At 44.0% G+C, this 12,308-nt stretch carries 12 protein-coding genes; all 12 read right to left on the minus strand.

Features of this window, described 5'->3' with window-relative positions:
- Positions 1-8: 8 nt before the first annotated feature.
- The 12 genes from C5Z26_RS02580 to C5Z26_RS02640 all read right to left on the minus strand — a co-directional run bounded on the left by C5Z26_RS02580 (position 9) and on the right by C5Z26_RS02640 (position 12,274).
- Complete coding sequence (locus C5Z26_RS02580; RefSeq protein ID WP_105448469.1) at positions 9-1,232, minus strand: CCA tRNA nucleotidyltransferase; 1,224 nt, start codon at positions 1,230-1,232, stop codon at positions 9-11.
- Positions 1,229-2,014, minus strand: a complete 786-nt coding sequence (gene dapB, locus C5Z26_RS02585; RefSeq protein ID WP_105448470.1) for a 4-hydroxy-tetrahydrodipicolinate reductase — start codon at positions 2,012-2,014, stop codon at positions 1,229-1,231. The genes C5Z26_RS02580 and dapB overlap by 4 nt, the downstream gene beginning before the upstream one ends.
- Before the next feature lie 125 nt (positions 2,015-2,139).
- A complete protein-coding gene (locus tag C5Z26_RS02590; RefSeq protein WP_105448471.1) occupies positions 2,140-2,937 on the minus strand; it encodes a Cof-type HAD-IIB family hydrolase in 798 nt (265 codons plus the stop codon).
- 64 nt (positions 2,938-3,001) lie between these two features.
- Positions 3,002-4,270 (minus strand): tetratricopeptide repeat protein, encoded by a 1,269-nt coding sequence (locus C5Z26_RS02595; protein ID WP_105450111.1) that lies wholly within the window; start codon positions 4,268-4,270, stop codon positions 3,002-3,004.
- Positions 4,271-4,388: 118 nt separating this feature from the next.
- Entirely contained in the window at positions 4,389-4,664 is a 276-nt protein-coding gene (locus C5Z26_RS02600) for an HU family DNA-binding protein (RefSeq protein WP_105448472.1), read from the minus strand.
- 246 nt (positions 4,665-4,910) lie between these two features.
- The gene (gene der / locus C5Z26_RS02610) at positions 4,911-6,221 is read right to left on the minus strand and encodes a ribosome biogenesis GTPase Der (protein ID WP_105448473.1); all 1,311 of its coding nucleotides are present in this window, start codon (positions 6,219-6,221) and stop codon (positions 4,911-4,913) included.
- An 81-nt stretch (positions 6,222-6,302) separates the two neighbouring features.
- Entirely contained in the window at positions 6,303-7,598 is a 1,296-nt protein-coding gene (gene rpsA, locus C5Z26_RS02615) for a 30S ribosomal protein S1 (protein ID WP_105448474.1), read from the minus strand.
- An 89-nt stretch (positions 7,599-7,687) separates the two neighbouring features.
- Positions 7,688-8,371 (minus strand): (d)CMP kinase, encoded by a 684-nt coding sequence (cmk, locus tag C5Z26_RS02620; protein ID WP_105448475.1) that lies wholly within the window; start codon positions 8,369-8,371, stop codon positions 7,688-7,690.
- Positions 8,372-8,405: 34 nt separating this feature from the next.
- Positions 8,406-9,032, minus strand: a complete 627-nt coding sequence (locus C5Z26_RS02625) for a LysM peptidoglycan-binding domain-containing protein (RefSeq protein WP_105448476.1) — start codon at positions 9,030-9,032, stop codon at positions 8,406-8,408.
- A gap of 61 nt (positions 9,033-9,093) precedes the next feature.
- A complete protein-coding gene (locus C5Z26_RS02630) occupies positions 9,094-10,533 on the minus strand; it encodes a RecQ family ATP-dependent DNA helicase (RefSeq protein WP_105448477.1) in 1,440 nt (479 codons plus the stop codon).
- A complete protein-coding gene (locus C5Z26_RS02635; protein ID WP_105448478.1) occupies positions 10,520-11,560 on the minus strand; it encodes a YpbB family protein in 1,041 nt (346 codons plus the stop codon). Before C5Z26_RS02635 ends, C5Z26_RS02630 begins: the two co-directional genes overlap by 14 nt.
- 129 nt (positions 11,561-11,689) lie before the next feature.
- Positions 11,690-12,274, minus strand: a complete 585-nt coding sequence (locus C5Z26_RS02640; RefSeq protein WP_105448479.1) for an ECF transporter S component — start codon at positions 12,272-12,274, stop codon at positions 11,690-11,692.
- Between the last annotated feature and the right edge of the window lie 34 nt (positions 12,275-12,308).

The raw sequence follows: 12,308 nt of genomic DNA on the forward strand, positions 1-12,308 counted from the left end.
AGAAAATATCAATCACTTTTTGTATCCGCTACCATCCGTGCAAAATCAAGCAATTGCTTGCTCTCATTTGGCACTTGGCCTTGGACAACGGCCAGCAAGGTTTGGGCCAAAATTTGACCCATTTGCGGCCCTGGTGTGACGAGGTGATTTTTTAATAAATCACCGCCATTAATCGCCAAGTCACGTTTATGTTGAATCGGCAACGCTGCATAATCAGCCAACAGTGTCGACATGGGTTGACCAAAGCCTAATAAGTTAGCCACCGTATTAGCGGTCGTTAAAGCCGCTGTGCCCGCGTTAAACAATTCAGGAGCTGTTAGATGACCATTCGCCTTAAGCGCCGTTAGAACCAACCAGGCGGCCGTGACGTGCTCAATTAAGTCGTTACTCGTCTTCCAAGCTTTTAAGCTCTGCCGAAGCGCAGCTTGATTTGGTAATGGTAATAACCAGACCAATAGCGTCCAAGTGCTTTCGATCGTTGGTAAGTGCCAGTCAGGCAACGCCACCAATTGGGCTAAGACCGCTCGTTGATCTGCAAACTGTGGCAAGTAACGATACAGCCCCGTCGTTAACAACGCCGTTAACCCACGTTTAGGTTCAGTCCCCATTAATAACTTTTCCCATTCAACGCGGGTACGCTCAATCGCAATCTTGGTGAGTAACTCAGCATTGTCTTGAATCGCTTGGCGCGTCACTGGCTCAATCTCAAAGCCCAACTGACTAGCAAAACGCACCGCACGCATCATCCGTAAAGCATCTTCATGAAACCGTTCCTCAGCGACACCCACAGCCCGTAAAATCCCATTTTGCAAGTCCGTCAGCCCCGCAAACAAATCAATAACTTCGCCATTAGCGCGCATCGCAAGGGCGTTAATAGTGAAGTCTCGGCGCTTTAGGTCTTCTTTAAGTGAGCGCACAAAGGTCACTTGGTCTGGCCGACGAAAATCTTGATAACCCGATTCCGTTCGAAAAGTGGTCGTTTCATAGCCTTGCCCGTGATCTAAAATCATGACTGTACCGTGCTCGATTCCCGTATCCACGGTACGTTTGAATAATTTTTTTACCTCAGCTGGAAAAGCACTGGTCGCAATATCAACATCATGAATGGGTTGACCTAAAATGGTATCCCGCACACTACCCCCAACAAAATAAGCATCAAAACCAGCTGCTTCAATAGTTTCGATAATCGGCTTGGCTTGTTGAAATTCGATCGGTAGTTGGTCCAAAATCATAGTAAGTGCTCCAAGCCAACGAAGAGTTCATGATACTGGTTGACCTTTTCAACTGCAACTTTAACTCCCGTCATAAATGAAATGCGATCAAAAGAATCTTGCCGAATCGTTAGACCTTCACCAGGACCGCCAAACATAACTTCTTCATGCGCAACTAGGCCTGGCAACCGCACAGCGTGAATGCGCATGCCTTCATAATCGGCACCACGAGCACCGGGTAAGGTTTCTGTGGCAGCCGGATTACCTTGTTGCTTGGGTTGCCGGACTGCCGCAATCTTCTTAGCCGTGCTGATAGCCGTTCCACTAGGTGAGTCAATTTTATCATCATGATGCATTTCAATAATTTCAACATCTGGAAAGTATTTTGCGGCTTGTTGGGCAAATTGCATGAGCAAAACCGCACTGATGCCAAAATTAGGCGCAATTAAGCCACCGACTTGTTGCGCTTTAGCTAATTTTTGTAACGCTGCCACTTGCTCATCCGTCATGCCAGTTGTGCCAATGACGGGAGAAATCCCATGTTTAAGCGCAAATTGCGCATTTTCATAAACTGCAGTCGGCACGGTAAAGTCAATCCAGACAGTCGCATCCGTGGTCAATTGATTTAAATCATGAAAAGCTGGGACATCCTGATCACTGAACTGATTAGTCTCGTTTAAATTCCGCTCGGTGCCACGCGCATCATACACGCCGACCAATTCAAAATCAGGGTTATCAATAACCATTTGTGCAGCTGTACTACCCATGCGGCCTTGATAGCCCGCGACAATTACTTTTATCAAAATAAATCCTCCTCAAATTTAACCTCTATTACTAACCTAGTTATCTTACAGTTTACCAGACTATCGCACATTGGTTAATTTTTAATCGAAAAAAGGAGCTTGGGCAACTACCCAAACTCGCAAATTTAAATTAACGTGGCGATTGTGCGTAAAACCCCGTCATGATTATTGTCATGAGTCGTCGTATACGCCGCCATCTGCCGCACCGGTAAAATCCCATTTTTCATGGCAAAACTATAATCCGCTTCACGTAGCATTTCAAGATCATTGCCATTATCACCAAAGGCGGCGGTCTGAGCGGCGGTTACTTGCCAGTGTGTTTGTAAATACGCTAAACCTTGTGCTTTATTCACATCTGGCGCAATCACATCGAGCCCGTTGCCACCACTGACGGTCGCTCGTAACCGACCTTTAAAACGAGTATTAATTAACGCAGCGTGGGCATCAGCATCGGCATCCGCCCAACTAAAGGTAGCCTTATAAATATGGTCATCGACCGCCATTAAATCATTAACTATTTTAATATTACTTAAATAATACTGCATGATAGCACTATCATCTTGTGGCCGAATATAACCGCCCTTTTTACCAGATAACGACACTTTTGCGGTGGCTAACACCGGATCGGTCATCACCATGGTCAAAAGCTCATGCAACACCGGCCGCGTTAATAAGCTTTCGTGTAAGACTTGACCATCATTGGTCACCACGAGGCCCCCATTTTCTGCCACATAAGTTAACTCACCATGAATCCCAGCAAATACATCAATACAATGTTGCAATTGATTCCCACTAGCGACCACAAAATGTTGCCCATTAGCATTTATCTGGTCTAATTGCGACTGAAAACGGTCATGGTCAAACTGATGATCATCTCGTAAAAACGTGCCATCTAAATCGGTGGCAATTAACGCTACTTTCAAATTTTGGCCTCCTAAGCTAACTCGTTACTCTTATTTTACCAAATTTGTAAGCATTTTCAATCCGTTAATAGCCCTGGTCTTCAAAATCTTCTAACATGGCGACTAATTCACCATCATCTGGCTCAATCACTAAATAATTACGTAACGCTGCAGCGGCTTGTGCTGGCAAGCCAGCTTCCCGGAAGAAATAAATAGCTGGCTTTAAGAAATCAGCATTGTGCTCAAAGAAAGGATACGCCGCTAAATAATTAGCCTTCGCTTCCTTGAAATGATCCAACTGAGCATTAGAAACCGCTAAATTCCAGTAGAACTGCGGGTCGAATTCATTACTTTGTAAATATTGATCCAATAATTCAATATTAGCCTGGTACCGCGTTTGCTTAACTAACAAGTTAGACAGTTCCAAGATGGTCGTCAAGTTATCGGGATCAATACTTAGCCCTTCCCGCAGATACTTTTCAGCGAGGTCCGCATCGTCTAATTTAAGCGCGATACGTGCCGTCTTCAAGTACAACTGCTCATTATACTGATCAACCGCTAAACCTTCTTGTAACGTCAATAACGCCTGGTCTAGCTCATTTAATTGTTCTTGTGCCTCTGCCAAATACGGATAGACCGTCGCATATTGGGAATCTTGTTCACGTAGCTTATTAAAAATATCAATTGCTTTTTGTGGTTCATTGAGCTGCAAGTAAGTAAAACCCAATTCAAATTGACTATCTGGCGTTAATTGTGCGGGCTTAATTTGTTCTAAATAGCCGACCGCTTGTTCAAAGCGACCTGCTTCCGCATAAGCGACGCCGAGTCGTTCAACTAGGTTAACTTTAGAAAGCTCTAATTGCCCCTGCTTGATTAAATCCAAATAAAACTGAATAGCTTTATTATAATTACGAATTAGAAAATAAAACTCGGCCAACGCAAATTCCACAACTGGTTCATCAGGAGCCAGTCGATACGCAGTCACAAGCTTCTGTTCACTAACTTCAAATAATTCTTGCGTTTGATAAAGATCTGCGGCGACCAGTAAAGCCTGCACATAAGCTGGCGAATCCGGCTTGACCTCGTTTAAGTAACGCAAGGCCAAGTCAGAATCATCGTCATCAATTGCGATATCCGCCAAGCTCGTCCGTAAACTATCTTCCGTTGGATATTTTTCCAATAACTTTTTATAGATTCGAGTGGCTTGCTTAATAAACCCTAACCCATACAATTCTTCTGCCAAACTATACAGGGTATCATCGTCATCTTTTCGTAACGCCCACGCAAACTGTTTGTTCGCTGTCTCTAATTGCCCGCTTGAAAGTGCCGCGAGCATCTTTTCTGAATAAGTCATCGCACCCATCCCTTTAGCCTATTTAGTCCTATCACTCGACTTACCATCATAACGCAACTGACAACAAAAAAGCCAGTATAACGGTTGTTATACTGACTTTAAAGTTACTTTGTGGAAACTATTTAACTGCATCCTTTAAAGCTTTCCCTGGTTTAAATGCAGGTACTTTGCTTGCTGGAATTTGGATTTCGTCGCCAGTTTGTGGGTTACGGCCCTTACGAGCAGCACGTTCACGTACTTCGAAGTTACCAAATCCGATTAGTTGAACTTTTTCACCCTTTGCAAGAGTGTCTTGGATTGATGCAAATACTGCGTCGACCGCAGCAGTTGCGTCTTTCTTAGTTAAGCTAGTTGCCGCAGCAACGTTGTTAACTAATTCAGCCTTGTTTGCCATGTTTGATTCACCTCCCCTTTACAGAGTGAAGATGTCAGTATTCTAAGTACTACATCCAGATGATCATTTTTGAGTGGTCCAAAAATGAGAGAAACGATGACAAGCATCATTTCTTCATCAAAGATAGCATAGGAATGCTGTAATAGCAAGCTTTTTTAGACTTTTTGCTTAAAAAGCTAAATTTGAGTAATAATCATTTACAACTTTAAATTCTTATGCTAAAATGCCGGTTTCAAGCCTTTTATGCTACTTTCGCCGACGTTCGATCATATGGATCGGCGTGCCGGAAAAATCAAAGGCATTACGAATCTGATTTTCCAAAAAGCGCTCATATGAAAAATGCATCATATCAGGATCATTAACAAAGACCACAAAGGTTGGTGGCTGAATCGCCACTTGCGTCGCATAGTAAACACGCAACCGTTTCCCATTATCACTTGGCGTTGGATTCATCGCAATGGCGTCCATAATAACGTCATTTAAGACGGACGATTGAATTCGACGAGAGTGATTCAAATCAACCTTTTGAATCAAGGCAGGCAATTGTTCCAAGCGTTGACTCGTCTTAGCTGAAACAAAGATAATCGGTGCATAGCTGAGATAAACGAATTGATCACGCACATACGCTTCAAATTCCTTCATCGTGTGGTTATCCTTTTTAACGAGGTCCCACTTATTGACCACGATGATAATCCCTTTACCAGCCTCATGCGCATATCCAGCAACCCGCTTATCTTGTTCCCGGATACCTTCTTCACCATTAATCACGAATAACGCCACGTCACTGTTGTCAATTGCTTTGAGTGCACGCATAACACTGTAACGTTCTGTGTTTTCATACACTTTACCTTTTTTACGAATTCCGGCCGTATCAACCATCACGAACCGATTACCGTCCGCATCCGTAAACTTCGTATCAATCGCATCACGAGTCGTCCCAGCAATATCAGACACGATCACCCGGTCTTCACCTAGTAAGGCATTAACAATTGAAGATTTTCCAACATTGGGACGACCAATTAAGCTAAACCGAATCGTGCCAGGTTCATCTTCGCCAGTTCCTTCAGGGAAATTCTTAACAACTGCATCTAACAAGTCCCCTAGACCCAAGCCATGCGCCCCAGAAATTGGATATGGATCTCCAAAACCTAAGGAATAAAAATCATAAATTTCATTTCGTAATTCTGGATTATCAACTTTATTGACCGCTAAAATCACTGGCTTATCTGATTGATATAAAATCCGAGCCACGTGTTCATCCGCATCCGTCACGCCTTCTTTGGCACTGACCAGATAGACAATCACGTCCGCCTCGTCAATCGCAATTTCAGCTTGTTGCTTAATTTGCTTAATAAACGGGGCATCATCCATATCGATCCCACCAGTATCAATCAAACTGAACTCTTGACCAAGCCATTCACTATTCGCGTAAATTCGGTCACGCGTAACCCCGGGTGTATCTTCAACGATGGAAATTCGATCACCGGCGATCCGATTAAAAATCGTGGACTTCCCAACATTTGGGCGACCAACAATGGCCACAACTGGTTTTGGCATTTAAATTCCTCCTTTACCTTAAAAATCATAAAAAAATATCCTTCAAGGCAAGCTTGAAGGGTATTTTTAACTTAACAATGACTAGTTTTCGTCATTATTATTGTTTTCGGCGTTCTTCAATTCGTTACCGATCAAATCACCTAATGTAAAACCAGTTGATTCTTCTGGAGCGTTAGCCGTTGAGCGTTCGCTTGCAGAACGATTTGAACGGTTGTTGCGACGGTTGTTGTTACCACCGCGATTGTTGTTGCTGTGGCTTTCTTCTTCGCCTTCAACAGCTTGTGGCTTTTCTTCCAAAGCCTTAATTGACAATGCCAACCGTTTTTCATCTGGACGAACATCCAAAACTTTAACTTTAATTTCTTGACCAACCTTCAAGACATCGTTTGGTGTTGCGATGTGTTGATGTGAGATTTGTGAAATATGAACCAAACCTTCAACGCCAGGGAATACTTCAACGAAGGCCCCAAAGCTAGTCAAACGTTTAACTTTACCATCAAGTACGGCACCTTGTGGCGCTTTTTCTTCAATGCCATCCCATGGTTCAGGTAAGGTTGCCTTAATTGACAATGAGACCCGTTCACGATCAGCATCAACAGATAAAATCTTAACTTCAACTTCTTGACCAACCTTCAAAACATCAGCTGGCTTTTCAACACGGTCATATGAAATTTCTGAAACATGCACTAACCCATCAATACCGCCAAGGTCAACGAATGCCCCGAAATTAGTTAAACGAGCCACTTTACCAGTAACAACTGAACCAGCTTGTAACGTTTGTAAAGCTTCGGCACGTTGTGCTTCGCGTTGCTTTTCAACAACTGCACGGTGTGACAAGATTAATCGGTTTTCGCTAGGTTCGATTTCAATAATCTTAAGTTCAAGTTCTTGGCCTTTGTAAGCACTCAAGTCTTCAACGTAATGATCATCAATCATAGAGGCTGGGATAAACCCACGTACACCAGCATCAACAACTAAGCCACCCTTAACCACTTGGGTTACAGGCGCCTTAATAGTATGGCCTGCTTCGTATTCTTTTTCAACGTCGTCCCAAACTTTGCGAGCTTCTAACCGACGATGTGACAGTAAGTAACTGCCGTTTTCTTTATCGGTACCAATCCGAGAAATGACAACTAAGTCTAATACATCGCCTACTTTGGCAACTTCATTGACATCTTCAACCCGTTGTGTTGAAAGTTCCTTCAAAGGAACCACCCCTTCAACACCGGTGCCTTGGATTCCAACAATGACTTGTTTGTCATCGTCAATAGCTAAGACTTCACCCTTAACTACGTCACCGACGTTAACTTCCTCAACGCTATTTAAAGCGTCTAAAAGTTCATTTTTCTCATTTTGACTGTTTTCGTTTTCACTCATGCAAATTTTCCTCCTGTCAACAATAACTCTAACCTATATCATAGCTGAAAACGCAATGAAAAGCTAGCTAAAAGCACTAAGTAATGCAATTAGATTGTTGAATTTTGTTTTTTTATAATTTCCGCAATGGTTGTCACAACTTCTTCAATCGACATTGGCGTCGTATCCACTAAGATTGCGTCGTTTGCCTGTGTCAAAGGTGACACCTTCCGGGTTGAATCCTTATGATCACGTAATTCAATTTCGGCTTGTAATTGTGCGAGCGGGGTTCGGATCCCCTTTTTTAAGTTTTCCGTATACCGCCGTTGCGCCCGTTCCGCCGCCGAAGCCACTAAGAAAATCTTTACTTCTGCCTGTGGCAAGACAGTGGTCCCAATATCGCGACCATCCATGACGACCCCACCAGCGGCCGCAATGCGGCGTTGCTGGTCAGTCAAAATCTCACGAACTTTAGGCAATGCCGCAATTGTTGACACATTATTAGTTACATCCGGTTGCCGAATCGCCATTGTCACGTCGACCGTATTAGCAAAAACCAATTGATCAGGTTCCCCTGGCTTGAAACTAATGGTTAACGTGGGCATTAAAGCAATCACGGCCGCTTCATCAGTCAACGCAACCTGATGTTGCATCGCCCAATAAGTGACGGTTCGATACATGGCGCCAGTATCCACATACACATACCCAAACCGTTTTGCTACTAACTTTGCCACCGTGCTTTTACCAGCTGATGCTGGTCCATCGATGGCAACTTGAAGTCCTTGCTTAGCCATTAACTTTTACCCTCACAATCTAAAAATCGCATTTTTAACGGACGCGTAACCGTTGTCCAGCTGAAATCGTTGCGCCAGACGATAACCCATTTAATTCCAGTAACTTATCCACTGAAATTCCAGCATTGGTTGCGACCCGATAAACACCTTGGCCCGCTTCAACGGTGACGTACTTGGTTCCTGCTGAAGATGATGAGGAACTACTACTGCTACTAGCACTGCTTGCGCTAGTACTGCTATCAGCCGCACTACTTGACGCTGAAGCAGCCTTAGCTTTAGAACTTGCAACCGCTAAACGACTACTACGTTTAGCCGCCTGCTTCTTGGCCGCTACAGTGGACGCACTTTTTTTAGCTGCGGCTTTTGAAGTCGATTTAGCAAGGGCCGCACTCGATGACTTTTTCTTAGAACTCGAACTAGCGACTTGCTCAGTTTGTTGTGGACTATTCAGTGAATTTTTACGCACCAAGAAATATCCAATTGGTGCTAAGGCGAGCAACAAAATTAAAACCACTAAAATGGTGGTTAACGTTGAATTACTATTATTTCGTTTGCGTTTTTGAGTTCGCGATAAATTACCCGAATCATCCCGATCGTCTTCAAAAGTTTTGTCCCATGGTTTATCTTTCTGGGACTTTTCATTATCATTCTTTTGACTCATAGGGTGTTCCTCCTCAAAAAACTTTCATCAAATATTGTAACATAACCCTTAACTGATTTCTTTAAGAATTTTGTAAAAACAGTTGTGTTAGAATTTGATGCCAAGCTGGCACCGGTGCTAACTTCGGCCTTTCAGGCGCCGTTAATCCTAATGAAGCCACTGGAATTGGCACGCCCTTTAACTGACAGCAAGCCGCCGTGTGGTCGTTGGCTTGCTCATCAAAATAAGCTAACAAGACCGCCCGCCGACAAGTTGCAGTTTGAATATAAGCCATTAACTGGGTTAGTTCTGCCGTCTTAGCTTGTTGCCGTTGTTTAAATAACGTGGTCACTTGGACCACCGAATAAGCATGCTCCCAATAAAATTGCAAGACCTGACTTTGAGCGGTCTCGGCTGGTCGTTGGCTTTGAAAACGCTGAAAATCTAATTGGATTTCCGCCGGACTAGCCGCAGTTAACTCATTTAAATTACGAACCAGCTGGTCATCTCCAGGCGCATACAGCAACACAGCTAATGCTTGCTCACCATCCCGACCGGCGCGGCCAATTTCTTGCACATAATCCGCTAACGTCGTTGGTAAATGATAATGAACAACCATGCGAATATCTGCTTTATTAATCCCCATGCCAAACGCTGATGTGGCACAAATCACATCCAAAGCCCCCGCCATAAATTGCTGCTGAATCTTGTAACGATCCGTAGCAGTCAAGCCAGCATGATAAGCGGCAACCCGTAATCCGGTCGTTGCCTGTAACCATTCGGCAATCAAGTCAGTTTGTCGTTTAGAGCTAAAATAGACGATACTTGGCCCTTTGACCGTCGTAACCAGTTGCTGCAATCGGACGCGTTTAGCAGCTTCATCTGCAGTTGCTTCCACCGCTAAATAAATATTAGCCCGATCTACCGAATAAACGACTTGCTTGGCTGCCTTAACTTGTAATTGGGTCACAATATCTTGCCGCACAGTCGCAGTTGCAGTGGCTGTTAACATTAACGTTTGTGGGTCATTTAGCTCGTGTTTCAATGCCCCTAATGCTAAATAATCCGGTCGGAAATCGGGGCCCCAAGTTGAGATACAGTGCGCCTCATCAACAACGAACAAAGCTAGTTTAATCGATTTCAATGCAGTTAATACCACTGGTTGCTTAAGCATTTCCGGTGAAATGAACAAATAATTCAACGCTGAAATATGCGTTAAAATTCGTTGACGCGCGCCGAAATCCAATTGTGATGTTAAGGCGGCCACCTTTTTTTCACCTTGATAATTTAACCGCGCTACTTGATCTTGCATTAATGAAATTAGCGGTGAAACCACAATGACCAAGCCCGGCGTAATCGTCCCAAAGAACTGATAAATTAACGATTTACCCGTCCCAGTTGGTAAAACGGCCAACACATCTTCACCTGCAAGTAACGCCGCAATCACCGGATATTGCCCTGGTCGAAAATCATCAAAGCCATACTTATTTTTTAATAGTCGATAAATTTCAGCGCGCTGCATCGTGACACCTCATAATCTGGAAAAGTCGGAACCAAAAGAAATCTAATTGTGGCTCAACAGCGCTAACTGTGGCATATTGCCACGTTTCAACTGCTGGATTCGTTGCAAAAATCGCTGTTAACCGTTGTACCCGCGCAGCTGTCAATAATTGCTGATACGGAAATTCTGGCATTAGAATCGCCACCTCCAACAAATGCTCGCGAACCGTGCTTAATTTTAAATGCCGTTGCTGTGCAATTTGGGCTAAATCTGGCGTCACTTTCAACGCTTGATACGTTTGCCAAGCGCTGGTGCTAACTGGCGTCGCCTTTATCAACGGGCGTAATAGAGCCGCTAGTGGCCCTTGCTTGGTCTGCCGTAGCCATTTAATCCACAAACAAGTCAAATCCTTGCGCATCACCAATATTTCGACCGTCGAACACTTAAATTGTTCAGCCAATTGTTGATCAGTTTGGCCAGGAAAAGCATGGCCCGTTAAGCTCGCCGCAAAAATCGTCGCTAAGTCTGGTGAGACCGTTTGTAAAAACTGCTGTAACTCCTGATAAATTGTCGTCCCTAGTTCCGGCCGGTACCATTGGCGTAACCATTGTTTAACTGTCGCTTGAACCCCTGGATCAGTACTGATTGGATAATATTGTCGTTGCTGGTGGACCGCTTCTGAAACAACTTGCAACGCTAACTGACTCAACGCTTCAAAACGGCGCACATCAACTTGTTGAAATTGGTCCCAAGCTTGCGGCAAATATAACGTCTGTTGCAACTTGGCCTGTTGTGCTTGCCCGGCAGTCGTTAATTGCAGTTGTCCGGCGGTTGGGGAACTTAGCCAACCGGCGGCGACCAACTCATCAGCGGCGGCTTCAAACTTAGCTAACGGGACCCCATGCCAACTGTCCAATTGGTCTAGTCGCTGGTAGCTTAGTCCAGCAAACAAGGTTGAGACTGTCCGGCGACCACGTAACAGGTTAAAGAGTGCCTTGGACCGCCGGGGCGTCGTCGTGAACATTAATAATAAATAATCAGCAAACATCCCCAACCACCTTTCAATCATTACCTTTAAGCATAGCATGTTAGCGTCTGACTGACTACTTAAAACCAGCTCATAAATTTCAAAAAAAGGCCCAAGACAATCCGTCTCAGACCCACTTTAGTGATTTAATTAAGTACGACTCATGAGTTGATTTTGCTTGCTTAACCATTTAGCTAAGCGATGATAGACTAGCCAAAAGACATTGCCAACCAGCACCCCTTTAATTAAGTTAAACGGCACCACCGCAACTAATATCATCGTATTGAGCGACACATTTAGCTTCAACCCCATCACCTGCATATAAAATGGCAAGACAAAGGTTAAATTAGCTAACGATTCAACAATAATCAAGCCAATCGTTGCCAAACCAATTGCCAGCGGCATCCGCCATTTCGGATTACCACGATAATAGCGTAAAACTAGTGCAAATACGATAATCAAAACCGCTGACCCCATAAAGCTGGCCAACGAGCCGATTAAATCTGGTAACGCAAAGCCCATCGTCGCTGAATGTAAGACTAGCTTGACCAAAGTAATGGCAAACGCGCCACCCATTCCATATAGGAACAAGCCAATCAAAATAGGAATATCTGAAAAATCAATCTTCATCCATGACGCCATCGGGATGATTGGAAACTCTAGTAACATGACAATATATGCACACGCGCCAAGCAAGGCAATGCCCACTAGTCGGCGTAACGTTGTTTGTTGCATAACGTACCCTCCTATGGGTCATCTTCAATGAACT

Origin of the sequence: Lactobacillus sp. CBA3606, assembly GCF_002970935.1 — a bacterium.
GTDB lineage: Bacteria > Bacillota > Bacilli > Lactobacillales > Lactobacillaceae > Lactiplantibacillus.